This is a genomic window from Mycobacterium sp. SMC-18, assembly GCF_045310895.1.
In the GTDB taxonomy this organism is placed as follows: domain Bacteria; phylum Actinomycetota; class Actinomycetes; order Mycobacteriales; family Mycobacteriaceae; genus Mycobacterium.
The window spans coordinates 68,436-92,537 of record NZ_JBJIAL010000002.1 but is presented as its reverse complement, the minus strand read 5'-3'; the positions used below and the strand labels follow the sequence as shown (position 1 = coordinate 92,537).

26 protein-coding genes are annotated in these 24,102 nt (G+C 66.4%); 12 read left to right on the top strand and 14 right to left on the bottom strand.

Translation table 11 applies throughout. From position 1 onward, the window contains the following. Positions 1 to 3 precede the first annotated feature (3 nt). Entirely contained in the window at positions 4 to 1,029 is a 1,026-nt protein-coding gene (locus ACJH6J_RS02030) for an aldo/keto reductase (RefSeq protein ID WP_406803504.1), read from the bottom strand. An 85-nt stretch (positions 1,030 to 1,114) separates the two neighbouring features. On the opposite strand from ACJH6J_RS02030, the gene ACJH6J_RS02025 reads away from it, so the two are divergent. Continuing rightward, entirely contained in the window at positions 1,115 to 1,645 is a 531-nt protein-coding gene (locus ACJH6J_RS02025) for a TetR/AcrR family transcriptional regulator (RefSeq protein WP_406803439.1), read from the top strand. Positions 1,646 to 1,670: 25 nt separating this feature from the next. Here ACJH6J_RS02025 and ACJH6J_RS02020 read toward each other — a convergent pair whose 3' ends face one another. Continuing rightward, a complete protein-coding gene (locus ACJH6J_RS02020) occupies positions 1,671 to 2,333 on the bottom strand; it encodes an SDR family NAD(P)-dependent oxidoreductase (protein WP_406803438.1) in 663 nt (220 codons plus the stop codon). A gap of 102 nt (positions 2,334 to 2,435) precedes the next feature. On the opposite strand from ACJH6J_RS02020, the gene ACJH6J_RS02015 reads away from it, so the two are divergent. Beyond that, complete coding sequence (locus ACJH6J_RS02015; protein WP_406803437.1) at positions 2,436 to 5,222, top strand: BREX system ATP-binding domain-containing protein; 2,787 nt, start codon at positions 2,436 to 2,438, stop codon at positions 5,220 to 5,222. A gap of 28 nt (positions 5,223 to 5,250) precedes the next feature. Here the strand turns inward: ACJH6J_RS02015 and ACJH6J_RS02010 are convergent, their stop codons facing one another. The 4 genes from ACJH6J_RS02010 to ACJH6J_RS01995 are packed head-to-tail and all read right to left on the bottom strand — an operon-like array spanning position 5,251 to position 8,279. Beyond that, positions 5,251 to 5,946, bottom strand: a complete 696-nt coding sequence (locus tag ACJH6J_RS02010; protein WP_406803503.1) for an SDR family NAD(P)-dependent oxidoreductase — start codon at positions 5,944 to 5,946, stop codon at positions 5,251 to 5,253. Between the two features lie 23 nt (positions 5,947 to 5,969). Beyond that, positions 5,970 to 6,710: an SDR family oxidoreductase gene (locus ACJH6J_RS02005; RefSeq protein WP_406783978.1), complete on the bottom strand. Its 741-nt coding sequence runs from the start codon at positions 6,708 to 6,710 to the stop codon at positions 5,970 to 5,972. Continuing rightward, the gene (locus tag ACJH6J_RS02000) at positions 6,707 to 7,108 is read right to left on the bottom strand and encodes a cupin domain-containing protein (protein WP_406783992.1); all 402 of its coding nucleotides are present in this window, start codon (positions 7,106 to 7,108) and stop codon (positions 6,707 to 6,709) included. Before ACJH6J_RS02000 ends, ACJH6J_RS02005 begins: the two co-directional genes overlap by 4 nt. A gap of 4 nt (positions 7,109 to 7,112) precedes the next feature. After that, positions 7,113 to 8,279, bottom strand: a complete 1,167-nt coding sequence (locus ACJH6J_RS01995; protein ID WP_406803436.1) for an NAD(P)/FAD-dependent oxidoreductase — start codon at positions 8,277 to 8,279, stop codon at positions 7,113 to 7,115. A gap of 308 nt (positions 8,280 to 8,587) precedes the next feature. On the opposite strand from ACJH6J_RS01995, the gene ACJH6J_RS01990 reads away from it, so the two are divergent. After that, complete coding sequence (locus ACJH6J_RS01990; protein ID WP_406783980.1) at positions 8,588 to 9,616, top strand: NAD-dependent epimerase/dehydratase family protein; 1,029 nt, start codon at positions 8,588 to 8,590, stop codon at positions 9,614 to 9,616. On the opposite strand, the gene ACJH6J_RS01985 is transcribed toward ACJH6J_RS01990, so the two are convergent. Together ACJH6J_RS01985 and ACJH6J_RS01980 are read right to left on the bottom strand one after the other, a co-directional pair. After that, positions 9,613 to 10,479, bottom strand: coding sequence for an arylamine N-acetyltransferase (locus ACJH6J_RS01985; RefSeq protein WP_406783981.1), 867 nt, complete (start codon positions 10,477 to 10,479; stop codon positions 9,613 to 9,615). The two genes, ACJH6J_RS01990 and ACJH6J_RS01985, sit on opposite strands and share 4 nt — an antisense overlap. A gap of 35 nt (positions 10,480 to 10,514) precedes the next feature. After that, the gene (locus ACJH6J_RS01980; RefSeq protein WP_406803502.1) at positions 10,515 to 11,066 is read right to left on the bottom strand and encodes a TetR/AcrR family transcriptional regulator; all 552 of its coding nucleotides are present in this window, start codon (positions 11,064 to 11,066) and stop codon (positions 10,515 to 10,517) included. Positions 11,067 to 11,230: 164 nt separating this feature from the next. Here ACJH6J_RS01980 and ACJH6J_RS01975 point away from each other — a divergent pair, with 164 nt between their 5' ends. Beyond that, positions 11,231 to 11,803 carry a carboxymuconolactone decarboxylase family protein gene (locus ACJH6J_RS01975; protein WP_406803435.1) on the top strand — a complete coding sequence of 191 codons (573 nt, stop codon included), beginning with the start codon at positions 11,231 to 11,233 and terminating at the stop codon, positions 11,801 to 11,803. After that, entirely contained in the window at positions 11,800 to 12,765 is a 966-nt protein-coding gene (locus tag ACJH6J_RS01970; RefSeq protein WP_406774441.1) for an MBL fold metallo-hydrolase, read from the top strand. The genes ACJH6J_RS01975 and ACJH6J_RS01970 overlap by 4 nt, the downstream gene beginning before the upstream one ends. Positions 12,766 to 12,780: 15 nt before the next feature. Here the strand turns inward: ACJH6J_RS01970 and ACJH6J_RS01965 are convergent, their stop codons facing one another. Further along, positions 12,781 to 13,752 (bottom strand): Abi-alpha family protein, encoded by a 972-nt coding sequence (locus tag ACJH6J_RS01965; RefSeq protein WP_406774442.1) that lies wholly within the window; start codon positions 13,750 to 13,752, stop codon positions 12,781 to 12,783. Continuing rightward, entirely contained in the window at positions 13,749 to 15,101 is a 1,353-nt protein-coding gene (locus ACJH6J_RS01960) for a hypothetical protein (RefSeq protein WP_212807736.1), read from the bottom strand. Before ACJH6J_RS01960 ends, ACJH6J_RS01965 begins: the two co-directional genes overlap by 4 nt. Positions 15,102 to 15,339: 238 nt before the next feature. Here ACJH6J_RS01960 and ACJH6J_RS01955 point away from each other — a divergent pair, with 238 nt between their 5' ends. Genes ACJH6J_RS01955 through ACJH6J_RS01945 form a run of 3 tightly spaced genes read left to right on the top strand, consistent with a single transcriptional unit; the run spans position 15,340 to position 16,759 of the window. Next, on the top strand, positions 15,340 to 15,696 hold the full coding sequence (locus ACJH6J_RS01955) for an ArsR/SmtB family transcription factor (RefSeq protein ID WP_406774443.1): 357 nt from the start codon (positions 15,340 to 15,342) through the stop codon (positions 15,694 to 15,696). Further along, entirely contained in the window at positions 15,693 to 16,166 is a 474-nt protein-coding gene (locus tag ACJH6J_RS01950; protein ID WP_406774444.1) for an SRPBCC family protein, read from the top strand. Before ACJH6J_RS01955 ends, ACJH6J_RS01950 begins: the two co-directional genes overlap by 4 nt. Positions 16,167 to 16,171: 5 nt before the next feature. Then, positions 16,172 to 16,759 carry a TIGR03086 family metal-binding protein gene (locus tag ACJH6J_RS01945; RefSeq protein WP_406774445.1) on the top strand — a complete coding sequence of 196 codons (588 nt, stop codon included), beginning with the start codon at positions 16,172 to 16,174 and terminating at the stop codon, positions 16,757 to 16,759. 13 nt (positions 16,760 to 16,772) lie between these two features. Here ACJH6J_RS01945 and ACJH6J_RS01940 read toward each other — a convergent pair whose 3' ends face one another. Continuing rightward, entirely contained in the window at positions 16,773 to 17,276 is a 504-nt protein-coding gene (locus ACJH6J_RS01940; protein ID WP_318985901.1) for a hypothetical protein, read from the bottom strand. Positions 17,277 to 17,460: 184 nt separating this feature from the next. On the opposite strand from ACJH6J_RS01940, the gene ACJH6J_RS01935 reads away from it, so the two are divergent. Together ACJH6J_RS01935 and abc-f are read left to right on the top strand one after the other, a co-directional pair. Beyond that, a complete protein-coding gene (locus ACJH6J_RS01935) occupies positions 17,461 to 17,898 on the top strand; it encodes a hypothetical protein (RefSeq protein WP_318985798.1) in 438 nt (145 codons plus the stop codon). 48 nt (positions 17,899 to 17,946) lie between these two features. Then, entirely contained in the window at positions 17,947 to 19,593 is a 1,647-nt protein-coding gene (gene abc-f, locus ACJH6J_RS01930) for a ribosomal protection-like ABC-F family protein (protein ID WP_406803434.1), read from the top strand. Between the two features lie 7 nt (positions 19,594 to 19,600). On the opposite strand, the gene ACJH6J_RS01925 is transcribed toward abc-f, so the two are convergent. Together ACJH6J_RS01925 and ACJH6J_RS01920 are read right to left on the bottom strand one after the other, a co-directional pair. Beyond that, complete coding sequence (locus ACJH6J_RS01925; protein WP_212807730.1) at positions 19,601 to 20,191, bottom strand: hypothetical protein; 591 nt, start codon at positions 20,189 to 20,191, stop codon at positions 19,601 to 19,603. A gap of 10 nt (positions 20,192 to 20,201) precedes the next feature. After that, complete coding sequence (locus ACJH6J_RS01920) at positions 20,202 to 20,999, bottom strand: DUF1906 domain-containing protein (RefSeq protein WP_212807729.1); 798 nt, start codon at positions 20,997 to 20,999, stop codon at positions 20,202 to 20,204. 136 nt (positions 21,000 to 21,135) lie between these two features. Between ACJH6J_RS01920 and ACJH6J_RS01915 the strand changes: the two genes are divergently transcribed. Further along, positions 21,136 to 21,699, top strand: a complete 564-nt coding sequence (locus ACJH6J_RS01915; protein WP_406784049.1) for a winged helix-turn-helix domain-containing protein — start codon at positions 21,136 to 21,138, stop codon at positions 21,697 to 21,699. Between the two features lie 3 nt (positions 21,700 to 21,702). Here the strand turns inward: ACJH6J_RS01915 and ACJH6J_RS01910 are convergent, their stop codons facing one another. Next, a complete protein-coding gene (locus ACJH6J_RS01910; RefSeq protein ID WP_406803433.1) occupies positions 21,703 to 22,449 on the bottom strand; it encodes a MetQ/NlpA family ABC transporter substrate-binding protein in 747 nt (248 codons plus the stop codon). Between the two features lie 200 nt (positions 22,450 to 22,649). Between ACJH6J_RS01910 and ACJH6J_RS01905 the strand changes: the two genes are divergently transcribed. Continuing rightward, entirely contained in the window at positions 22,650 to 24,101 is a 1,452-nt protein-coding gene (locus tag ACJH6J_RS01905; RefSeq protein WP_406803432.1) for an APC family permease, read from the top strand. Position 24,102: the final 1 nt, after the last annotated feature.

The window sequence follows — 24,102 nt, the reverse complement described above, 5'->3', positions numbered from 1 at the left end:
CGCTCAGCGTGGCGCCACGGTACTGGCGTGCGCCGGTGCGTAGCGGTCGCCGACGATGGTTCCCGGGGCGAAAGCCGCTGAGAGGTAGGCGGATTCGTCGGCGCTGAGGGCGACGTTGGTGGCGGCGAGATTCTCGACCACATACTCGGCACGCTTGGTTCCGGGAATCGTCACCACGGAGAACGGGCGCGAAAGCAGCCAGGCCAACGCCAATTGACCTGGACGACAACCTTTTTGATCGGCCAACTCGTTCAGTGCAGCCACGGGAGCCAGGTTCGTCTCCAGGTTCTCCGCGGTGAAGCGGGGGTTGGTGGCGCGCAGATCACCCTTGGCAAAGGTTGCGTCGGCAGCCAATGCTCCGGTGAGTGCGGAGCGGCCCAGCGGGCTGTAGGCGACCAGCGTTATCCCCAACGCAGCACACGTCTCCGCGATACCACCCTCGATGCCGCGTTCCCACAGGGAATACTCGCTCTGCAACGCCGCTATCTGATGCACCGTTTGTGCTCGGCGCAACGTCTCGGGCCCCACCTCGCTGAGACCGATCGCGCGGACCTTGCCCGCATCGACCAACTCGGCCATGGCCCCGACCGTTTCCTCGATAGGGACGTGTGGATCGAGGCGGTGGCAGTAGTACAGGTCGATCACGTCGGTGCCGAGGCGCCGGAGACTCGCTTCACACGCGGCCGTCGCATACTCGGGCCGTCCGTCGATCGCGATCCCGTCGTTGGTGTCGTTGATCCGGGCGGCGAACTTGGTGGCCAGCACCACCTCATCGCGGCGTCCGGAAATGGCCTTGCCGATCAGCTCCTCGTTGTGGCCGAACCCGCGGATCGGGACGCCCCAGGTGATGTCGGAAGCGCCGTAAACGTCTGAAGTGTCGAGGTGGTCCACGCCCAAGTCGAGCGCTGCACGGATGGTTTGTATCGACGTCGAATCGTCGGCGTCTCCATAGCTCTGCGACATCCCCATGCAGCCGAGACCGACCGGCCGAACATGGAGGTCCGAATGGCCGATCTGCACCCGTGCCATGCCATCAACTGCCGTCACTGTCGAACCCCTCCGCGATAAGTGATAGTTTCACTATCAGATAGTACGCCTGGAAATGGAGCCGACGATGAGACGAGATGCGGCAGCCAACCGCAGCCGATTGGTCGCCGCTGCCGAGGATGTGTTTGCGCAGCACGGCCCGCAGGCGACTTTGGAGGACGTCGCCCAGGCCGCCGGGATCGGTCCGGCAACGCTCTATCGACGGTTCCCCAACAAGGAGGCGCTGGTCCGCGAAGTGTTGAGCGAGTTCTTCGGGCGCCTACTGACAGCTGCTGAGGAAGCGCACGCGGCACCCGACGAGCAATGCCTGAGCGTCTTCCTCCACACCGTGGGTGCCGAGCTCGTCCGCAAGAGCGGGTTGTCCGCCTTTCTGTGGGGCGACCTCGCGCCACAGCACCTCGTGGAGGAACTCCGGCGGCAGTCGGCAGCCTTGCTGTCGCGCGCGCAGCGATCCGGCGCGGTCCGGCACGACGTGACGACCGCAGACGTGACCGCAACCATCTGGGCGCTCCGCGGCATCGTCGCGGCCGGTGGTAGCGACGAGCTTTGGCGTCGACACCTCGACACCGTCCTCCGCGGGTTCCGTCCGGCGCCTTAGCGGCGCACCTACCGAGTCGCGATACTCACGCGATGCTTGCTCCGCCATCAACGTGCAGTGTGGCGCCGGTGATGAAGCTCGCCCGGCCGGAGGCGAGGAAGATGATCGCTTCGGCGATTTCGGCAGGCTGGCCGACGTGTCCGAGCGGATTGGCTCCGCTTCCGGCCACGACGGTGTTGACCCGAATGCCGCTTGCGCCGAATTCCGTTGCCCAGCATCGGGTTAACGCGGCAATGGCATCTGTCGGCCCCGTCGTGACGTTGACGATCGTTCCGCCACCGTGGCGGATCATGCAGAGAGCGACGGCGCTGACAAGAAAGTACAGGCCGGCCAGCGTATCGACGTCGACCACTTCGGCATTGTTGATGAGGACGTCGACCGGCACCTGTCGGGCGAGATGGTCGACGGACTCCAGGTCAGCCAGGTCGGCGTCGATGAACCGGGTACCAGGGCCCAGTTCGTTGACGGCAGCCCGTCCGGCGGCGGCGTCCCGGCCACTGATGATCAGCTGAGCGCCGGCCTCTTTGAGCAGGCGCGCCGTGGCCCGTCCCAGCTTCGAGGTCACCTCGGTGACCATGGCTGTGCGTCCCGAAAATTCTGGTGAGCCCACCCTGCCCTCCCTCCGGCGTGCTTCGACAACAGTGGCAGTCAGAGAGCCGGTAGGGACCACGGAAAACCCGTGGTCCACGGGTAGCCCTGCATCCAGCGGGCCGACATGACAGGATCTGCCGGTACCGCGGTCAGAAGCCTGGCCGCTTCCGGGCGCTCCAGACGGGTAGGCATTTCGATCGTGACGGCGATCCGCGACCGAAGCAACGCGGCGTTGCCGGGCCGCACCGCCGAATGCCAGACACTTCGGCAGATGGTGGACGCCGTGCGCTCCGGGCGCAGTGAGGTGCGGGTGCTCCTCGGTGAGGCCGGTATCGGGAAGACGGCGTTGCTGACATTTCTGCGGGAGTGCGCCGCCGCGGACTGCACGGTGTTGACCACAGTGGGTGTGGAATCCGACATGGAATTGGCCTTCGCGGGTCTGCAGCAGCTGTGCGCGCCGGTGCTGGATTACCGGTTGGGTCTGCCGCAACCGCAGCGGGAGGCGCTGGAGGGGGCCTTCGGTCTCAGCGACACCGGTACCGCGCCGAATCGGTTCTTGGTGGGGTTGGCAATCCTCGGGCTGCTTGCGGCTGCCGCTGCGGATCGACCGGTGTTGTGCGTGGTCGACGATGTGCACTGGCTGGATCACGTGTCGGCGCAAACGCTGTTCTTCGTGGCGCGCCGTGTGCAGGCCGAGTTCGTGGGTTTGGCGTTCGCGACGCGTACCCCGATCGACGGCACCGCGGGGTTACCCACCCTGGCGGTGGGTGGACTCGACGACGGTGACGCACGCAGGTTGTTGGAGTCGACGTACCCGGGTCGCCTGGATGGAGCGATCCTGGACCGGATCGTGGCCGAAGCGCGGGGAAACCCGTTGGCGCTGTTGGAGACTCCGAAGGACATCGCATCCTTCAACACCGAGAACGTCAGGGCCGGCATCGCAGAGCATTACCGCACGCTGATCGCCGACCTGCCTGCCGAGACCCGGATGCTCCTGTGCGTCGCGGCCGCTGAACCGGTGGGCGACCCGGCGCTGCTGTCGCGCGCATTGGAACATCTGGACCTCAAACCCACAGTGATGACGCCCGCGTACGACCTTGGCCTGATCGCGGTCGACAGCCGAGTACGGTTCCACCATCCGCTGGCGCGGTCGGTGGCTTACCGCTCGGCCTCCGTAGAACAACGCCGATCCGCGCACGCGGCGCTGGCGGCGGTCACCGACCCCAGCGTCGACCCGGACCGGCGTGCCTGGCACCGTGCCCTGGCCGCCGATTCTCTTGATGAGCAGGTGGCATCGGATCTGGAGCGTTCGGCCGGGCGGGCGTTGCAGCGCGGTGGAACCGCCTCCGCCGCAGCATTTCTGGCCCGGGCGGCGGAGTTGACTCCGGACCCCGCAGTCCGTACCGGCCGGGCGCTCGCGGCGGCCGAGGCCCATCGCGAGATCGCGTCGTTCGGCAACGCCCACCGTCTCCTGGCCACCGCAGATCTGGGCCCGCTGACCGATTTGCAACGGGCCCGCTCCGCGCAACTGAAGACCCGGTTGACATTTGCCGCCGCACGCGCCGACGGTGACGCCGATGCGCTCGTGGCCGCCGTCTCCCAGTTCACGGCGGTGGCGGGGCAGTTGGATGCGCTCGACACGACCCTGGCCACCGAGGCCTACCTGGAGGCGCTGAGCGCCGCGATGTACGTCGGGCGTATCGCAACCGGTCTGGCTGCCGACGTCGCAGCGACCGCGCGAGCCGCGCTGGCGAAATTGCAGCCGCAGACCCCACTCGAGCTGGTGACGCACGCGCTGGCCGAGCGGTTGGCGTTGGGTCCGGTCGAGGCGATGCCCGCCATGCGCCGCGCGTTGGACGCGCTCAAGACGGCCGCCCGGGACGGCAGCCGCGGGTGGTTCTGGCGGGCCTTCCCCGTTGTCCATGAATGTCTGATCCACGAGACGTGGGACGACGGGTGGCATGACTTCTCGGCGCACGCGGCGCAGCTGGCCACCGACAGCGGGGCGCTGGCGCTGCTGCCGCCGGCGCTGTTGTCACGTGCCGGTGCCGCCGTCGAGCGCGGCGAATTGGCCACGGCCAGTTCACTTGTCGCCGAAGCCAATGACCTGGCCATCGCCATCGACTACGCCCCGCTGAAGTACCACCGGATCATCGTGTCGGCCTGGCGGGGAGACGAAGCCGAGGCCACCCGATTGGCGACGGCGGCTCTGGAGTCCGGCCGCGCCCGAGGTGAGGGCCGGGTGATCGGCCTGGCGTACTACGCCACCGTGGTGCTGAACAACGGGCTGGGCCGGTATGCGGAGGCGCGATCGGCGGCACACAGGGCGTGCGAGTATGACGACCTCGGGTTCCACAGCGAGTTGTTGGTCGAGGCAATCGAAGCCGCGGTCCGCGCCGATGATCGCGGATTCGCCGAGCAGATTTTTGATCGGCTTCAGGCGCGGACATCGGCGGCTGGGTCACCGCGGGCGTTGGCCGCACTGGCCCGATCGCGGGCCTTGCTGAGCGAAGGTGAGCAGGCGGAGGCGCTGTACCTGGAGTCGATCGAGCGTTTCGAAGCGACGTCGCAACGGGTCCGCCTGGCCCGGGCGCGACTGCTTTACGGGGAATGGTTGCGCCGCAACGGCCCTGCCACAGTCGCACGGGAGCCGCTGCGTCTCGCCCACCAGGAGTTGGTCCAGATGGGGTCGATGGCGTTCGCTGAACGGGCCCGCCGCGAGCTGCTGGCTGCAGGTCAGAAGACCCGTAAGCAGCCGACAGCCGCTGGTGATGAGCTGAGCCCGCAGGAACGTCAGATCGCCGAGCTGGCCGGCCGGGGCCTGACCAATCAGGAGATCGCCGGCCAGCTGTTCATCAGTGCCCACACCGTGGAGTGGCATCTTCGGAAGGTGTTCACCAAGTTGGGGATTCGTTCGCGGCGGGAGCTCAGGAAGCGGACCAACCAGCCGAACGGGTCGGAGCCCCCAACGGCACGCACCCGATGACGCGAGTGTCGTCGTCGGAGTCCAGTTTTCAGACGGCGGTCCCGCCGCCGTCGACATGCAGGGTGGTCCCGGTGATGAAGCTGGCGCGCGGGGAGGCCAGGAAGTAGATCGCCTCGGCGATCTCGGCGGGATCAGCGGTCCGTCCGAGAGGTAGTGCACGGCCGAGCTCTTCGTTGGTTTCGCCCCATTCCGCTGCGACACCAGCGGTCGCGGTCGGCCCGGGTGCGACGTTGTTGACCCGGATGTTGTGTGGACCGAATTCCACAGCCCACGTTCGGGTCAGCTGCTCCACCGCTGCTTTGGACGCGCTGTATACCGAGGCGCCGGGCACGCCTTTGGATGCCACCATCGAGGTGACGTTCACGATGGCCCCGCCACCGCGGCGAATCATGGTGGGCACCGTCGCGGCCACCAGGAAGTAAAGTCCGCGCACGTTGGTGGCGAAGGTGTGCCCGAATCCGTCCTCGTCCTGGTCGACGGTCAGGGCGGCCGGGAAGCGAGCCGCGTTGTTGACCAGGATGTCGAGTTCGACTTGCCGGGCCAGCCGTTCCACACCGGCTGAGTCGGCCATGTCGACGGCGACGAATTGTGCTGTCGGCCCGAGCTTTTCCTGAGCCTGATGTCCGCGTTGCGGGTCGCGGCCGGTGATGATCACCGTGGCACCCGCTTCCACCAGCCGATGGGCGGTCGCGAAGCCGATGCCGGCGGTGCCGCCGGTGACCATGGCGGTGCGCCCGGCGAGCTCGGTCACCGGGCCAGCCAGTCGGAGAGCCGGGTGGTGCCCAACTCGGCGCCGTCGCCGGTCACCAGGCTGTTCTGCTGCACGGGGACACCGAAGTAGGTGGCCTGCGGGTCGACGACGACGGGCAGGTCTTTGCCTCGTGCGGCGAAAACGGTGCGGGCCAGGTCGGCGAAGGCCACCTTCTCCGGCCCGCCGAAATTCAGCACATCGTTGCGCGGCGCTTCGGTGGCGACCCGCGCGACCATGCCGGCGACCTCGGCTGCCGCGACGGGCTGGATCAGGGCATCCGGTGCATGGGCGACCCCATCGGCGACCAGCGAACCGGCGATACTCTCGGTGAACTCGTGGAACTGGGTGGCCCGCACGATGGTGTACGGCACGCCGGAGTTGGCCACCAGTTCTTCCTGGAGCTGCTTGCCACGCAGATAGCCGTCGGCCTCGATACTGCCGACCCCCACGATCGACAACACCACGTAGTGCTGCACCTGGGCCTTCTTGGCTTCCGCGAGCAGGGTGGCGGCCGAGGCGGTGAAGAACTCCGCCGCCGGCCCGGGTTCCATGGTGGGGGAGTTGAGGACGTCGACGACAGCGTCGGCGCCCTCGAAGGCCGCCGCCACCCCGTCTCCGCTGACGGCGTCTACGCCGGAGGACCGGGAGGCGGCGGTGACGTCATGGCCTGCGCCGGTGAGTAATTCGACGACCTGCGCACCGATCTGGCCGGTGGCCCCTACGACAGTGATGTTCATTTTTGCCCCTTCGTGAAGCGTCGGTCTCGGCGCTGTTCGAGTTCGTCCTCGTCGACGAGGACGAACATGTCGACGCCGGGTTTGCAGAGCATGGTCACCAGGAACCGCAGCGGGATGTCGTCGCGGTTGTTGCCGTCGGAGTAGTGGATGACGTCACCGCCGGGCTCCCAGAACGCCTCCCCGGCTTTGATGACTCGCGGGGCCTCGCCCTCCAGCTCGAAGAGCATCTCGCCTTCCAGGACGTAACCGAAGCAGGGCCCGCCGGGATGGCGGTGTGGCGGCGCGCCTTTGTCACCGGGTCCCCATTCGATGATCGCGGTCATCGCGTCGGCGCCGTCCGGAATGTGGGGCGGTTTGACCGACTGGATGACCGTCATCGCCGCCATCAGCTTGTCCATCACATCAGACACGAGTTGTCCCTTTCCTCAGATTCTTTTGCCGCTTACCGCCTTTGGGCCAGAAGTAGCTGCCTGGTTTGCGGGCCTCCTTGGCCAGGAACGACACCGTGCCTTTGCACACCGATTCCTTGATGGTGGCGGCGAGAGGACCGCCGAGGTGCAGCGGCAGGGCCTCGTCGTTGAAGTGCGCCATCTGGATGGTGCCGCCGTGGCGGCCCAGGCTGATGCATTGACCCACCGAGGCCGGGTTCAGGTCTTTCGGAGTCGTGCCGTCGAGGCGCGCCAAGAGGGTGTCAGCGGCGTGGGCGGCCAGGGGCATGGCGAGCTGGCAGCTCATCCGCAACGGGGCGCCCGAAGGGGAGGCCGCATCGCCGGCGGCGATGATCGCGGGATCGTCGACGCTGGTGAGGGTTTCGTCGGTGAGCAACCGGCCGAGCCGGTCGGTGCGTAGACCGCTGTCGGCGGCGAGCGTCGAGACACCGAAGCCGGCGGTCCACACGGTGGCCGCGCTCGGCAGTTCTGTGCCGTCGCGCAGAGTGATTCGGTCTGCGGCGACGCGTGTGACGGTGGCGTTGTCGAGCACGGTGACACCCAGTTTCGTCAAGCGCTTGGCCACCGACTTACGCCCGCCCTTGGCCAGTGACGGGCCGAGGGCGCCGGTCACCAGAGTGACGCTGCGGCCGACTTCGGCGAGTTCGGAGGCGGCCTCGATACCTGTGAGACCGCCGCCCACCACCACGATCGGCGCCTGCAGTGGAACATCGGCCAGTCGAGCGGTCAGGCGCTGTGCCGCCTCGAATTCGCCTAGCGCATAAGCGAATTCGGCGGCGCCGGGCACGGATGCCGGGACCGGGGCGGTGCTGCCGACGGCATAGACCAGGTAGTCGTAGTCGAGGGTGCTGCCGGATGCCAGGCGTAGTTTCTTGGCGCCGGCATCGATGTATTCGGCAGCGTCGACGACAAGCTTCACCGAGTCGGCCAGCACCGCCGAGTAGTCCTCAGTGGCGTCGTCGTTGCCTGCGACCAACTGGTGCAGCCGGATCCGTTCGACGAACTGCGGCCGGGGGTTCACCAGGGTGACGTCGATGTCTGTGCGTTGGCGCAGGCGGTTGGCGGCAAGGACGCCGGCGTATCCGCCGCCGACGACCACAACGCGGGTGGTGGTGCTCATCTGTTTCTCCTCGGTTGGGTGTCGGTGCTGAACTACCGGCCATGGCCCTCAGCGCGTCACGTCTTCATGCCAGCGACGTTGCCATTCAGGAGATTGGTCAAGGACCACGGAAAACCCGTAGTCCTCGGTTCGTGCGCCGCTCGAGGGCAGGGCAGCCAGATGAGACCCGATGACCTCGAGTTGCAACAAGCAAGAACTACGGGGTTTCCGTGGTCCTTGACGCGCGCCGTGTGGGCAGGCTGTCGGTGTGCGCGTGCGGGCACCGGCGATCCGGGCGTTCGCTTTCAACAAACAACTGGTGAGGGACTATGGGTGAGAAGTCATTGGTACTCGTGACCGGCGCCGCTGGTTACGTAGGCAGCCACGCCGTCAGTCAGCTGCTCGGCCGGGGTTACCGGGTGCGCGTCGCCTTGCGCAGCCGAGCGCGGGCCCAGGAACTCTCCGAAACCGTGGCGCTGCAGGGGCTGGACCCTCGCCTGATCGAGATCGTGACAGCCGACCTCACCGCCGACGACGGGTGGCCGAAGGCGGTCTCCGGAGCCGCGGACGTCCTGCACATAGCCTCACCGTTCCCGGCCGAAGCACCCGCGAACGACGACGAGATCATCATCCCCGCGCGCGAGGGCACCCTGCGTGTCCTGCGCTATGCCCGCGATGCGGGCTGCCGCCGGGTCGTCATGACGTCCTCTTTCGCGGCCGTCGGGTACTCCGCCAAAGCGGACGAGCACTGGACAGAGGACGACTGGACCGACCCAGCCGACGACAACACCGCCTACATCCGGTCCAAGGCCATCGCCGAGCGCGCAGCGTGGGACTTCATCGATACGCAGGGCGGTGACCTCGAACTGACCACGTTGGTGCCGGTTGGCATCTTCGGACCCACTCTCGGAACACATCTGTCCACGTCGGTGAAGTTCATCCAATCGATGCTCACCGGAGCGCTCGACCGGGTCGCGCCTCAGTATTTCGGTGTCGTCGACGTGCGCGACGTCGCTACGGCCCACATTCAGGCGCTGACGGCGTCCGGTGCGGCCGGCGAACGGATCCTGCTGGCAGCTGACGGGCCCGCAGTCAGTTTCCTCGAGATCGCGCGCATGCTGCGCGAGGGTCTGGGAGCTGCGGCGTCGAAGGTACCCACCAGCGAGTACAGCGAAGCCGAAGTACGCGAACTCGCCCAGACGGTGCCGGCGTTGCGCGAGGCGCTGTCGCGACTCGGCCTGCGACCTCAGATCAATAATGCCAAGGCCAAGGCGGTGTTGGACTGGGAACCGCGCCCGATCAGCGAGACCATTCTGGATACCGCGCAGTCACTGATCGCCAAAAACCTGGTTTCCTAGAGGCGCACCCGCATCCAGTCGACCAGAGCCGCAGCATCCTCACCGGACAACTCGACGCCGAAGGTGTCGGCCAACAAGGTTGGTACGTCAGAGATCTCGACGTCGCGTGTGGAGCAGGATCCGTCGGGATTCGTTGTGGTCCACGTAGTTCCGTCGAGCACGTGCTGGACGTCGGCGGCGAATCGCTGGACGAACGGCCGGGTGGTGAACGGTGAGCGCCGTGAGGTCGACACGAAGTGGTTGCCAACGGCGTAATCGATCGGATACTGCGGGTCGAGCGTGAAGACGTGCCGGTCGAGCCATTCGACCGTGCCATCCACACTCGACCGCTGCCACAGCGTCCACTCGGCTGGATGGAACACCTCGGTGTCGGCGCCGAGGGGAGCCGAGGACAGGCGCAACTGCCAGCCGTCTTGATCGACCTCGTTACCGGCGATCAGCTCGATGGGTTCGAGTGGCCCGCGGCCGAATCCGACATCACACAGCCAGCGCCGACCGTCGTCGAACTCGACAACGATCAGCGCGTGGGTGCGCGGGCGCGCGGTCCCCTCCGCGCCCAGGGTGACGCGCCCGCCGAGCGCGGTGAACCGGAAACCGAGCCGCTCCAGGGCCGCTGCGAACACCGTCACGTGCTCGTAGCAGTAGCCGCCGCGGCGGTACTGAATCATCTTGTGCTGCAGGGTGTTCAGATCGAGGAGGATCGGCCGGCCGAGCATGATCTCGAGATTCTCGAACGGAATCGAGGTGGTGTGGGCGCGGTGCAGAGCGGCCAGGGTCGCGGCGGACGGGAGTCGCTCGCCCTCGAAGCCGATGCGCGCGAAATAAGCGTCAAGATCGAGTTCGTCGCCATGCCACGTGGTCACAAACCCACGATAGTCAGCGGTCTGCAGACCCATGCTTACCTGGGTCTACGTGAGGCGGCCTCGACCGCAGGCAGGTAGATGAGGTCCACCAGCTCGGCAAGGGCGCTGCGCTCAATGGTGTTGTGTGCGAGCAACAATTCGTTGCGCATGAGTGCCAGAATGCTGGTGGCTACACGGTCGGGAATCCTGGCGGGTCCGATCTCGCCTCGATCTCGCGCGGCGTCCAGTGCGCGGCGAATCGTGTGGTCGGTGTGTGCGGCCACCTTCGCTTGGAAAGTCTCCAGGGTGGCTTCGTCGGCTTCGGCGATGAGGTTGCGGTAGGTGTCGAGCCCGATCTGTTGCCACTGATCGACCAGGGATTCGACCATCCTGAGGATGTCCTCGCGAAGCCCCTTGGACGACGCCACCTCGAACGGTGGGGTGCGCAGCGTCGGTAGCGCGTCGATGACCATCTGTGCGCGAAAACGATAGCGGCGGTAAAGAACTGGCTTGCCCGTCTTTGCGCGGCGCGCGACGCCTTCGAAGGTGACGCCGGCGTATCCGTGTTCGGTCAGCTCAGCCCACGTGGCGTCTCGGATGGCGGACATCAGCGCGTCGTCCCGGCGTCGTGACACCGGCCCGGGCGGTACGGCCGCTTCTCGATTAGGCACGTTGCGTATCTTAACGGCCCGCGCTACCGTGAAAGTAGGAAACGCTCCGTATCTTATGGGCACCGCCGAGAAACACCCTTTTGAAGCGAAGGTGAGGATTCATGGCTGTTCGACTGCCAAGCCTGGAGGACCTCGATCCCGCGCAACGCGAGGTCTATGACCTGTTTCCGGCCAACCTGGCGCGAGGTTTGGTCATGACCAGGTCCAGTGCGAAGCCGTATCTGTCACTGGGGCTTTCGTTCCGGACGGGCGCGCTTGCGGCCGACACGCGGGAGTTGGTGATCGTGCGCGTCGGCGCGGTGACGAACGCCCCGTACGAGCTCCATCACCACGTGCCCGAGGCGCGGGCCGCCGGAGTATCAGAGTCGATGATCGACGGTGTCGCGTCAGGAGCCACAGAGTTCGGAGACCGGCGCGTCGATGTGCTCATCGCGTTCGTCGATGACCTGCTGGCGCAGATCAAGGACTGCGGGGCGAGTACGGAAGCCATGCAGGAGTTCTTCTCCGACAACGAAATTGCCGAGATCACCCTGCTGGTGGGCCACTACGTGATGACTGCGATGTTCATCAAGACCCTCGGCATCGTCCCCGAAAAGGGCGGCATTGACGCGGCGAACATTTTGGTGGACGCCACCGCCAAGCTGCACGACGAACGAGCAAAGGACGAACGATGACCGACGAAATCCCTTTCGAGGAAGGCCTATTCGACCTCGGTGGGGGAGCCCATGTTTTCCTGTCCGGCAATGAAGCCCTCGGCTTGGCCAATGCCGGCCTGGTGGTGAGTGCCGGCGAAGCGCTCGTCATCGACACCCTCTACGACGTGCAACACGCACGAGCGATGTGCGCACAGATGGACGTACTGACCGAGTCAGCGCCGGTGCGGTACGTCTTCAATACCCACACCGATGGTGACCACTTCTTCGGCAATCAGGTATTCGCCGCTGATACCGAAATCATCACCACCGAAGCCGCCAGTGCGCTGATGACTCAGGAACATGCCGACCTCACCACGAAACTGCTCAACACCGATACCCAGCCGGGCGGTCCACTGCAGGCGCTCGCACCACTCGGACGGCCGTTCGACTTCTCCGAAGTACGGGTTCGTGCCGCCGACACCACCTTCAACGGTGAAAAGGCCTTGAGAGTCGGCAAACTCGACGTCGAACTCCACGAACTGGGGCCGGCGCACACCGTGGGCGACGCCATCGCCTACCTCCCCGAGCTGGGTGTGCTGTACGCCGGAGATCTGTTGACGCACAACCCGGTTGCGGTCACCTGGTCGGGCTCGATCCCGAATTGGATCAGGGCGCTCGAGCGCATCCGCGCCTTCGGAGCCCGGACAGTCGTCGCCGGGCACGGTCCCGTCCTGATCGGACCCGAGATCAACGCGGCCATCGACCGCGGCATCCGGTTCTGGTCCACCCTGCACACCGACGCCACCCGCCTGTACGACCACGGTGTGCCGGTGGCCGAGGCGGTCGCTCGCATGGACATCCAGAACTACCCGGAAGCCGCTGCGACGCTTCCGATCATCGTCACCGCGATCTACCACGAACGCGATCCGGACATCCCGTACTTGGATCTGACGCAGGCCATCGAGTCCATCGCCGCGCAGCTCGCGGACGCGCACGGTTAGGAGCGCCCCGACCCTTCACTCGATGTCGTGTGGCGCCTGATGCTCGGGCAGGGCGGCGACGTCTTCGTCCTCGGACACCAGGCAGGCGCGGCAGAAGTCGACGCCGAACGGGGTGAGGTGGATTGAACGGCGGACGACCTTGTGCGCGCGCACCGAGTGCATCGCGGCCAGCACGTCCGGTTGGGCCTCGACCACCTGGTATTCGAGCGGGTCGCGTAGTTGCTCCTGCGAGAACCAGATCAGGCCCAGCCGGAACAGGTTGTTGAGGTAGGCGGGCACGTTGTCCAGATAGCGCAGGCCCGCCCGCGGGCCGATCATGTTGAGGCCCGGAGCCACCAGCCGCGAGGACACCATGCCGATGGGGCCGCCGGTGCGGACGTCGACCGCCGGCTGTGGGCCGCCGCGCAGGAGAAGCAGCAGGATGCGGGCCTCGTCGGGCGCCATCTCCTCGAGGATGCGGGCGTAGGCGGGGTGGCCGCGTTCGGTGTTCCACACGTCGCGCGAGCGGGTCAGCAGCGCCTGCCCCTGAGCACGCAACGACTGCTCCATTTGGCGTTGGCGCTCTTCGTCTTCCTGCTGGTGTGACACCGTGTGCGTCGTCGTCGCGGTGTCGGTGAGCGAGGCGCTGACCTGGACGACGGCCTGCGACACCGAGACACCGTTCGACACGGCCTTGGCCACCTCGCCGAAAACGGTGCCGGCCTGCGCGACGCCGGAGATCAGCTCGCGTGCGGTGTCGGCCGCCGATGCCGGGTCGGCGACGATCTCGAGTGCGCGCCGGCCCGTTTTGAGCCCGGCAACGAGGGTCCATTCCGCCGTGCGTACCCAGGCCGTCGCGGCCAGGCGGACGAGGCCGGGCAGTGCTTCGCCGATCTCGCTCGCGGGTAGGAGCGCCGCGGACGGTTCCGATGAGGGAGAGAATGTGGCGCTGACTGGTCCCCACTGGGCGTGGCGTCGTCTGGGCGGCTGGCGTCGGTTGTCACTCATGCCACACCAAGTCCCAAGAAGATGCCGTAGTGGAGGAAGCCACCGGCGGCGCCCATGATCGCGCCGTGAGCGTAGAGCATCCACTCATCTTCCCTGATTGCCGAACGCAGCATCTCCACGAAGTCGGTCGGCGGAAGTTCTTTGGTGCGCTGGGCGATCAGTGTGCGGATTTTCCCTGATTGCGCTTTCGAGAACTCTTCGTCCTTGAAGGGCGTCAGCGTCCGGCCGACGGCCTCGGCGGCGAAGCCGGCCTTGATCGAGTCGTAGGCCTGGGCGCCGAGTGCCACCCGCGCCGCACCCCGGATGGGTCCGGCTGCGCGGTCGATGGCCGGGCCGAGCGCGGCCGCCATCATCTGGCGGGTGCGGTCGCCGCTCGGACCGTCGATCAGGAAGTCGCCGATGCGTTCCAGCGTGATGACGTCGTCGGCGATGATCCCGGCGTACACCTCGGCGGCCTGCTCTTGCCGCCGCAGGAACAGGCCCTGGAACTTGATGCCGAAATAGCGGGTCGGCTCGGTCGGTTCGAAGATGAGCCACATGCCGAGCGCGTTGGTGATCCAGCCGACGATGACGCCGAGCATCGGCAGCATCCACCAGGTGTGGAACCAGTGGTCGATGAACGCGACGGGGATGCCCAGCAGGAACCCGAAGATGAAGCCGAAGTTGACCATCAGGTTCAGCTCGCGCTGGCCGATGTCCTTGAAGACGCGGATGACGAGGTCAGGGTTTTTCCGGAAGTGCTCGATGACCATGATCTTGGGGTCGAGCAGCTGGTCGATGTGGATGCCGATCTCGGTGGTGATCGACCGCACCACGTCCGGTAGTTGCGACTGGACCCGCGCGACGATCGCGCGTTTGCCGACGGTCGGCAGGTCGCGCCAGAACTGGGGGTCGTTGGCGATCATCACCTCGTCGACGAGCTGCGGGATCTCGGCTTCGAAGAGCTTGACGATGTGCTCGGCGATCATGTCCGGCTCGAGCTGCTGGTAGAACTCCGCGGGCGTACCGAGCTTGGCGATGGCCTTGTCGGATGCGATCGAGCCCATCTTGGCCGCACGGGCGGGCACGATGCCCTGCCAGCCGACCCCGCCCTGCAGGATGCCGGGGATCTCCTGAAGTTTGTGCGGCAACAGCCGTGCCAGCTCGGCCATTCCCGGGATTCTGAACCCGTGGAAGTTGACGGGATAGAACAGCATGATCAGGCCGGTCCAGTTGATGAGCCAGCCGATCACCGCGGTGAACAACGGAATGCTGAGGAACGCGAACCACTCCATCGGGGTGTGGATCTGGCTCAACGTCCAGTCGCGATCGAGCAACCAACCCCACAGTTCGTTGAACGTCGACCTCACCGCCTTTCGCTGCGCACGCTGATCCGCACCACGTGTGGTTTGCCACCTGTGCGTGTGCACATTAGCGGTTGCTGCCACGCCAAGGTGCTCGACTGAGGCCACGCTTTCGCCTCAGCCCGATATCGGTCGCAGTAGCGGCACTCGCCGGACGACCTGGTGACGTTGTATTAAACCAATGGGTTGACAACGCACGCGCCGGCGCGCACACTCGTACTCAACCAAATAGTTGAGGAAGAAGATGACCGACCAGCTGTCGAAAGTATTTGCGGCGCTGAGCGATCCGATCCGACGGGACATCGTGGCCCGGCTGACGACGGCTGACGCAACGGTGAGCGAACTCGCCGAACCGTACGACGTCAGCATGCAGGCGGTGTCCAAGCACCTCAAAGTGCTCGAGGATGCCGGGTTGGTCAGCCGGGGCCGGGCCGCACAGACCCGGCCGGTGCACTTGGAAGCGCAGGTGTTCGACCTGATGACCAAGTGGATCGAGCGCTACCAACAGCAGGCCGAACAGCGTTACCAGCGCCTGGATGCGGTGCTGGCAGAGATGAATGACAACGAATCGAAACCGCGACGAAAGGGCAGAGCATCATGAACACCGCGCAGGCCGTCATCGAAGCCGACAAGGACGTGCCACTCATCCGCATCACCCGTGATTTCCAGGCCACCCCAGCGCAATTGCTGAAGGCGCACACCGATCCGGAGGTGTTCGCCCGCTGGGTGGGGCCCGACGGTATGGACACTCGCATCGTGGAGTGGGACGCCCGAGACGGCGGCAGCTGGCGCTACGTCGCGGTCCGGGACGGTCAGGAGTTCGGCTTCCGCGGTTGCTTCCACACCGTCGCCGCTGACAAGATCGTCCAGACGTTCACCTTCGAGGGCATGCCCGACGCCGTCTCGCTCGAGACCTTGTGGTTCGAGGATCTCGGCGACGGCCGCACCCGGCTCCACGGCCAGTCGTTGGTGGACAGCTTCGAGGGACGCGACGCCTGGCTGGCCTCCGGGATGGAGACGGGCGTCGATCAGGGCTACGCGAAACTCGACGCACTGCTCGGTGAGCTCTGAGCGCCATGGCTGCGCTGCACGCACTCACGGCCGCCGAACGGCACCGCCGCATCGCCGCCGGATTCACCGAACATGCTGCAGCCGTGCGGGATTGGTCGGCTCCGACGCCGGTGGCGGACTGGACCGCAGGCGACATCGTCGGGCACCTCGTCGGCTGGTTCACCGAATTCCTCGGTGCGGGCGGTGTGGTGTTGCCCGTCGGTCCGCCCGTCGCCGACGACCCGCTCACGGCGTGGGTCGCACACACCGCGGCGGTGCAGGGTCTGCTCGACGGCGACGCGGCCGACGGCGACTTCAGCCATCCGATGGCGGGCTCACACCGGCTTGCCGACGCCATCGACCGGTTCTACACCGCCGACGTGTACATGCACACCTGGGATCTGGCCGCCGCGATCGGGCGCGACTCCGGCCTGGACCCCGAGTTCGCTGAGCAGATGCTCGCCGGGATGACGGGGATCGAGGACCTGCTGCGCTCATCGGGGCAGTACGGGCCACCCGTCGTGGTTGCGGACGACGCGGGCCCGGTGGCCCGGCTGATGGGGTTCATCGGCCGGGATCCGGCCTGGTCGGCCGGTACGCGTCAAGCAGTGTGAGAGGGCCCGGCCGTTACTGTGCCGGGGCCGCGAAACCCGTCCAGCGCAAGCCGGTTTGAGCTTTCGCGGTCGACGGAGTGGAGGCGGCGGCGACGCGTGGTTTGGTGGCCGTCTCGCCACGCAGGCGGCGCTCTTCGCGCATGATGCGGCGATTCAGGATTCGCTCATCGCGGGCGGTGAGCGTGCGATTCAGTCCAGACAGCTGATCCAGCTGCAGCCAGCTCAGCCCGTCGAGATCGCCGTCGGCGTCATGGCTGGCCAGGACAATGGACCCACGCAGCAGAGGGACAGTCTTCGCCGTGAAAGTCGTTGTCGCCAGCAACAGTTCGGTTGCCTTGCGATTGATGCGGCGCTGGCACCGGCGTGCCGTCGGGCTGAACCAGAAGTCGAACTGTCGGTCTGTGCTGGTCAGGCATTGCAGCCGTTGGCCTTGAATCAGATCGGTAATGTCCGCTGGTGTGTAGGCGCGGGTCTCATAAACGGCGCCGTTGGTGCTGAAGTACAGAACTGTGTTCATAGCGATAACCCATTCGGCTCTTTCTACGTATGGACTCTCTGTCGAGCGGAGCACCCACACTGGGGTGCTGTTATCAACGGTACCCATGTGACAATTGAGACAAACGTTGATAACGCCTGGGGTACGGGAAATATGCCCACCGCCGGGCGCTAACACTGCCGCCGCCCGCGCCGATAGCACTGACATGACCCCATTGCGCGCGGCCGGAGCGCTCGTCGCCGCGGTCGCCGCGCCGTGGTTGTCGCTGGTGACGGCCCATGCCGATGCGTTCGGACAACTGGCTGCCGTTCCCGTGGTCGCGTCCCCGACATGCGGTGGCACCGTGAGCGCCGACGCGCAGCAGACGCCGGTTCAGATCGGCAATGACGTCGGGCACGGCATCGGGGTGTCGATCCGCTACGACGCCGGCATCTACGACGGCTCCTGCTCCCTGACGGTGACGGCCGCGTGGCGCAATCTGGACACCGGCGCCGCCGGGCAAGGCGACATCTCCGCGGTCTCGACGATCGACGGGCACTACGGCTTCATCGGCTACGCGAACAAGAACTTCGCGACCGGGAGCGGCACGGTCGTCGTCACCCTGAGCTCGCATCCGGGCCAGGAAATGCGCATCACGGCGTAGGCGGCTCCGCGCAGGATCGGGCTGCCGCGGTGATGCGACGATTGGCCCATGACCGCGACGCTCGTCACGACCAACCTCGCCGGCGGATTCGCCCACCGCACGCTCTTCGAGCGGCTCGACGTGACGGTGGCGCCCGGCGATGTGATCGGCGTCGTCGGCTCCAACGGTGCCGGCAAGAGCACGCTGTTGCGGATCCTGGCGGGCGAACTCGCACCGCTTGACGGCGTGGTGAGTCTGGCGCCGGCCGACGCTTTCGTGGGCTGGCTGCCGCAGGAGCACGAGCGGGTGCCGGGGGAGACGGTCGCCGCGTACGTCGCGCGTCGCACCGGATGTGCGGCCGCGACCAAGGCGATGGACGCCGCAGCCGAGGCGCTGGCCGATTCGACTGCGGACGCCGATGCCTACTCCGCTGCTCTGGATCACTGGCTGGCGACAGGTGCGGCAGATCTGGAGGAACGACTGCCGGCGGTGTTGGCCGACCTGGGGCTCGATTCCGACGCGGTGCGGCCGGAGTCGACGCTGATGACGGCGTTGTCGGGCGGGCAGGCGGCGCGCGTGGGGTTGGCGGCGTTGATGCTGTCGCGTTTCGACATCGTCCTCCTCGATGAGCCGACCAACGATCTCGACCTCGACGGACTGGCGCGCCTGGAAGAGATCGTGGGGAATCTCCGCGGCGGTGTGGTGCTGGTCAGCCATGATCGAGAGTTCCTGGCCCGCACCGTAACCCGCGTTGTCGAGCTCGATCTGGCGCAGAACCGGACCACCGTCTACGGCGGCGGTTACGAGAGCTATCTGGAAGAACGTGAGGTCGCGCGGCGGCACCGCCGCGAACAGTACGACGAGTTCGCCGAGAAGAAGGCCGATCTCGTGGCGCGTGCACGCACGCAGCGGGAGTGGTCGAGTCAAGGTGTGCGCAATGCGATGCGCAAGGCACCCGACAACGACAAGAACCGGCGCGCCGCACAGACCGAGTCCAGCGAGAAGCAGGCGCAGAAGGTCCGCCAGATGGAGAGCCGGATCGCCCGCCTCGAGGAAGTCGAGGAGCCCCGCAAGGAGTGGACGCTCCAGTTCACCATCGGTGCGGCACCGCGGTCGAGTTCGGTTGTCGCGACGCTCGACGATGCCGTTGTGCGACAGGGGGACTTCGTCCTCGGTCCGGTGTCGCTGCAGGTCGATGCCGGCGAGCGGATCGGTATCACCGGCCCCAACGGCGCGGGAAAGTCGACGCTGCTGCGGCTCCTGCTCGGTCGGCAACAGCCTGACGAGGGCCGCGCGAGTCTGGGCGCCAATGTCGCCATCGGCGAGATCGACCAGGCCCGTGCCGATTTCACCGGCGACAGCCGCCTCGTCGATCGCTTCGAGCAATTCGTTCCGTCATGGCCGACCGCGGACGTGCGGACGCTGCTCGCAAAGTTCGGCCTGCGCGCCGACCATGTGGAACGCACCGTCGACGAGCTGTCTCCCGGAGAGCGAACACGGGCGGGCCTGGCGCTGCTGCAGGCACGCGGGACGAATGTGCTGGTGCTCGATGAGCCCACCAACCATCTCGACCTGCCGGCCATCGAGCAGCTCGAGCAGGCGCTCGAAACCTACGACGGCGCACTGCTTCTGGTGACGCACGACCGCCGCATGTTGCAGAACGTCCGGTTGGACCGCTCGTGGCTGGTCGAGGGCGGACGGGTCACCGAGCTGTAGCCGGCGGTCAGACGTCACCAGATGGAGGTCGCGACGTGGCGGCATCAGCGACTGCCGCCGTCGCGGGCGCGCCGGCCTGTCGGAACGACGCGGCGCGCTCGTGCTCGCGGCGGCGGACCGCGTCCTGGATTTGTTCGAGATTGTTGCGGAGCAGGTCGGAGACGAACTCGTCCATCCGGGGGTCGGCGAGCATCGCGATGAGGACATGCATCACCGATTCGCTCGCCTGGCCGACGACCTTGTCGTACCCGGGGATTCGGCTGATGACGGGTATGCCCGAATCCGTGCGGATCTTGTCGGCCGCAAGGGCTTTCAGCTCGGTGTAGTTCTCTTCGATGGCGTTGGAGATGTTGCGGGTGTAGTGACCGGTCTTGATGACGTCGATGACCTCATCGAGCACCATGATGGTGATCGGCCGCTTCACCAGCTGGACCGCCCGCACGCTGATCCGGTTGATCAGCCGGAGCCCGGCCGGTGTCTTGAGCCCACGTCGGACCAACACCGGCGTGATCACCAGCGAGCCGATCATGATCACCAGCGCGATGCCGACGATCCAGCCGAGGTCGCGCCAGCCATGGATCTCCATGGCTGTGGTCACGACCGTGTCCTCACGGATGCAGGTTCCACTGCCCGACGTCGGCGGCCAGGGCGTCGCTGACGTCGACCTCGAGACCACCGACCACCGGACCCGGATTCGACGCGGTACTGACGATCCGTTGGTACATCACCGCCGCCGGATAGATCTTGCCGCCCGACCAGGATCGGGTCTGCCATGCCCACACCTTGCCGGGCGTGGTCGAGCGCCCGATGACACCGTCGGCCGCGGCCCACTGGCAGGTGTTGATGCCGCCGTAGACGCCGGTGCGCTGCGGCCCGAGGACCGAGTTGATGCCGCGAAACCACGGCAGTGCAACGTTGTTCCAGGTTTCGCGACTGATGTCGTCGTCGACGGAGAAGAAGATCGGTGCGCTCTGACCGCCGCCCGCCGCGGTGTGCAGTTGCCAGGCGGTGCGGGCATCGGCGACGCCGCCTGCGTAACCGCGCGTGAAATCGGACGGAGCGGTGCCGCCGGGCTTGCCGTACTGGTAGTTGCTCACGATCGCGAGTCCGGCCGCGGCCAGTGACCGGGCATACGGCAGGGTGATCGGCTTCGCCCCCATGGACGAGCCGGGGCGCGATGTCGAGACATAGTTGACGACGCCGGCGTGCCCGGCGGCCCGAATATCTTGCGCCGGAATCTGCTTCATGGCGAAGTCGATCAGCGTGGGCGCGGCGGCAGCGGCCGTCGGCAGGCCGAGACCGGCCGCACTCAGCCCAGCCAGTGCCGACGCGGCGCCGGCATAGCGCAGCGCATCACGACGCGAGAACGGGCGCCGAAGGCCGGTGGTCTCCGGGAAGTCCTGCATTTCGAGATGTTAACAATGCGACAGATGTGAAAGTTGTGGCCGTGACGTGCTGATTCCAGATCGTGACCAGACTGTGTCATCGGCCGTCGTTTGTCGGCCAGTGCGGAGGCTCGTTCGATTCAAGGTGACGGTAACGATGTCCAGCGCCGTCGTCCTCGCGAACACTGGAGTTCGGATCGATGAGGGAGTGTGCATGTATCAGGGCCGCAGCGTGCGGGCACCGCAGGTGGTGCTGACGGTGGAGCTTCCCACCCGCGATGCACTGGCTCAGGTGACGACTCTGATGGACGAGTTCAGCGCATTTCTCGCGTATCGCGTGCCCGGCGCCAGGGTGGAGAAGTTGGTGGCCGGTACCGCTCCGGTCCGCGCTCCGCAGCCGGTGAATGGACTCATGATCGACCGGACCACCCGGCAGGTCAGCGTCGATGGTCACCAGATCGCCATGGCCTACAAAGAATTCGAGCTGCTGGCCTATCTGGCGCAGCACCCGCGACGGATCATCTCGCGACAAGAGCTGATCGAGAACGTCTGGGACGCGGGCTTCGCCTCGATGCGGACTGTCGACACCCATGTGCGCCGGCTCCGGGTGAAGCTGGGTGCACACGCCCTGACGCTGACGACCGTCCGTGGCAAGGGTTATCGCTTCGACCCGCAGTCCTCGACACGGTTCCGGGACCAGCGGCCGATCCGGTCGGCGTGACCGTCAGAACGCCGGTACCACCAGGCCGGCGTACGAGCGGGCGATGAACGAACGCGCCGAATCTGACTGTAAAGCGTTGGCCAACAGCCTGATTGGTTCGCTGTCGTGGTTGTCTGGGCGCGCGACGAGGTACTCGGCGTAGTCGCGGTTGGCGTGGTCACAATAGAGCGCCCACTGCAGGTCGATCTGGCGGTCCATGGCGTAGTTGCCGAACAGGAACACCAGATCGAAGTCGGCGAGGACATCAGCCAGATGCGCGCTGGCGATTTCCTTGAACAGCAACTGCTTTGGGTTCGCGATGATCGAGTCGACGCCGGGAGCAGCCACCTCACCCTCACGCAGGGTGAGCAGACCCAGGTCGCGAAGGATGTGCAAGGCGCGCCCGACGTTCGCCGGATCACCGGGCAGCGCCACCTGTGCGTACTGCGGCACGTCGCCGACAGTGGATATCGATTCCGAGTACAGCGCGAACGGCTCGATGTGCACCGGTGCGACGGGGACCAGTCGCTGGGCCGAGGCGGCATTGAACTCGTCGAGGAATGGCAGGTACTGAAAAAAGTTGGCGTCGATCGTCCCGGTGACCAGATGGTGGTTCGGTTCGTCGAAGGTGTCGAACACCTCGACGTGGAGGTCGATGCCGTCGCGCGCGAGCACCGGACGGACGTGATCGAGGATCTCGGCGTGCGGGACCGGTGTCGCCCCTACGCGCAGGACGCGGCCGGTGCCATGAAGCGATCGAATGGTCCCCACTGCCAACCCCTTTGACTGACGCGCCCGCGGCGCCATGTCATGAAGACTACCGACCGGATGCCGAATCTGCGGCCCTGAAGTCCGCCGAATGTTACGGCATGTGACGCATTGTCAGCTCCGGTGTCCTGCCCGCTGGAGCGCGTAAACCCCGGCCAATAACTTTTGTCTCCAACAATATTCACCGATCAGCAAGGGGCGTCATGACAGTCGAACATACGGCGGTGCGCACCGATGGTGGGCCTCCGGCCGGCGCGCAGCGTCTTCGCGGCAATCTGGGGATCCCGGCCATCGTCTTCATGGTGTTGGCCGCAGCGGCGCCGCTGGGTGTCATCGGCGGGCCGGTGCCCTTGGGAATCGCCACCGGCAATGGATCAGGGTTCCCTGCGACGTTCGTCATCGCCACCGTCGTGCTGCTGCTGTTCGCGGTCGGCTTCACCGCGATGACGCCCTTCGTCCGCGAGGCCGGGGCGTTCTTTTCCTATGTGCAGCAAGGATTCGGGTCCAGCCCGGCCATCGGCGCCGCGTTCGTGGCGGTCCTGACGTACGCCTCGATGGAGGCCGCGGTCTACGGCCTGCTCGGTCCGCAGCTCGGCGGTCTGTTGGCCCTCGTCGGCGTACCCCAGTTGCCGTGGCCGGTATGGGCGTTGGCCGGGCTCGCGGTGATCACCTGCCTCGGGTACCGCAACATCGAGCTGTCCAGTCGAGTGCTCGCGGTTCTGCTGGTCGCCGAGATCGCGATCGTCGTCGTCCTCGACGCGGTCATCGTCGCTCGCGGTGGTGACCACGGATTGTCGACGGGACTGCTCGACCCCGCGCAGATCACTTCGGGCGCACCGGGTATCGGGCTGCTCTTCGCGATCATCTCGTTCCTCGGCTTCGAGGCGACGGCCATCTTCCGTGACGAGGCACGCGATCCGGACCGCACCATTCCGTACGCGACGTACCTCGCGCTCGCGGTGATCGGCGTCTTCTACACGGTCTCGAGCTGGGCACTGATCTCGGCGTGGGGCGATCACGAAGCCCTTGAGCGCGCGACCAATTCGGGCGGCACCATGCTGGTCGACACCGCACAGCGCTACCTGGGCGTGGTGGGAGCGGACGTCATTCAGGTCCTCTTCGTCACGAGCCTCTTCGCCTGCATCTTGTCTTTCCACAACGTGGTGTCCCGCTACCTGTTCGCGCTGTCCGGCCGGGGTGTATTGCCCGCGGCTTTCGGCCGGCCCCACACCCGTCACGGCTCGCCGCACGTCGCGTCGTTGGCGCTGTCGGCACTGATCCTCGCGATCATCGGTGTCGCCATTGTGGCGAAGCTCGACCCGAGCACAGAGTTCTACACCTGGCTGTCCGGGATCACCACGGTCGGTGTGCTCGCCCTGATGGTGTTGACGAGCGCGGCTGTGCTCACGTTCTTCGCCCGGGACCGGCGGCACTACTCGGTGTTGCGGGTCCGGGTGGCGCCGGCGCTGGGCCTGGCCGGGCTGGTGGCGTTCCTGGTCCTGATTCTGGTGAACCTCAAGGACCTGGTCGGCGGGTCGTCAGGGTTGGCGTTGGCCGTAATCCTGGTGCTCGTCGTGGGTTTCGTGGGCGGTGCCGTGCTGGGCTACCGCCGCGCGCGAACCGAGTCGGTCGCCCCGGCGGGAGAGGAGGGCTGAG

Coding starts and splice junctions, on each gene's coding strand:
- ACJH6J_RS02030 (WP_406803504.1), bottom strand. CDS start 1,029: ATGGCACGGGTGCAGATCGGCCATTCGGACCTCCATGTTCGGCCGGTC.
- ACJH6J_RS02025 (WP_406803439.1), top strand. CDS start 1,115: ATGAGACGAGATGCGGCAGCCAACCGCAGCCGATTGGTCGCCGCTGCC.
- ACJH6J_RS02010 (WP_406803503.1), bottom strand. CDS start 5,946: ATGGTCACCGGCGGCACCGCCGGCATCGGCTTCGCGACCGCCCATCGG.
- ACJH6J_RS02005 (WP_406783978.1), bottom strand. CDS start 6,710: ATGAACATCACTGTCGTAGGGGCCACCGGCCAGATCGGTGCGCAGGTC.
- ACJH6J_RS02000 (WP_406783992.1), bottom strand. CDS start 7,108: ATGGACAAGCTGATGGCGGCGATGACGGTCATCCAGTCGGTCAAACCG.
- ACJH6J_RS01995 (WP_406803436.1), bottom strand. CDS start 8,279: ATGAGCACCACCACCCGCGTTGTGGTCGTCGGCGGCGGATACGCCGGC.
- ACJH6J_RS01990 (WP_406783980.1), top strand. CDS start 8,588: ATGGGTGAGAAGTCATTGGTACTCGTGACCGGCGCCGCTGGTTACGTA.
- ACJH6J_RS01980 (WP_406803502.1), bottom strand. CDS start 11,066: ATGTCCGCCATCCGAGACGCCACGTGGGCTGAGCTGACCGAACACGGA.
- ACJH6J_RS01975 (WP_406803435.1), top strand. CDS start 11,231: ATGGCTGTTCGACTGCCAAGCCTGGAGGACCTCGATCCCGCGCAACGC.
- ACJH6J_RS01970 (WP_406774441.1), top strand. CDS start 11,800: ATGACCGACGAAATCCCTTTCGAGGAAGGCCTATTCGACCTCGGTGGG.
- ACJH6J_RS01965 (WP_406774442.1), bottom strand. CDS start 13,752: ATGAGTGACAACCGACGCCAGCCGCCCAGACGACGCCACGCCCAGTGG.
- ACJH6J_RS01955 (WP_406774443.1), top strand. CDS start 15,340: ATGACCGACCAGCTGTCGAAAGTATTTGCGGCGCTGAGCGATCCGATC.
- ACJH6J_RS01950 (WP_406774444.1), top strand. CDS start 15,693: ATGAACACCGCGCAGGCCGTCATCGAAGCCGACAAGGACGTGCCACTC.
- ACJH6J_RS01945 (WP_406774445.1), top strand. CDS start 16,172: ATGGCTGCGCTGCACGCACTCACGGCCGCCGAACGGCACCGCCGCATC.
- ACJH6J_RS01940 (WP_318985901.1), bottom strand. CDS start 17,276: ATGAACACAGTTCTGTACTTCAGCACCAACGGCGCCGTTTATGAGACC.
- ACJH6J_RS01935 (WP_318985798.1), top strand. CDS start 17,461: ATGACCCCATTGCGCGCGGCCGGAGCGCTCGTCGCCGCGGTCGCCGCG.
- abc-f (WP_406803434.1), top strand. CDS start 17,947: ATGACCGCGACGCTCGTCACGACCAACCTCGCCGGCGGATTCGCCCAC.
- ACJH6J_RS01920 (WP_212807729.1), bottom strand. CDS start 20,999: ATGCAGGACTTCCCGGAGACCACCGGCCTTCGGCGCCCGTTCTCGCGT.
- ACJH6J_RS01915 (WP_406784049.1), top strand. CDS start 21,136: ATGTCCAGCGCCGTCGTCCTCGCGAACACTGGAGTTCGGATCGATGAG.
- ACJH6J_RS01905 (WP_406803432.1), top strand. CDS start 22,650: ATGACAGTCGAACATACGGCGGTGCGCACCGATGGTGGGCCTCCGGCC.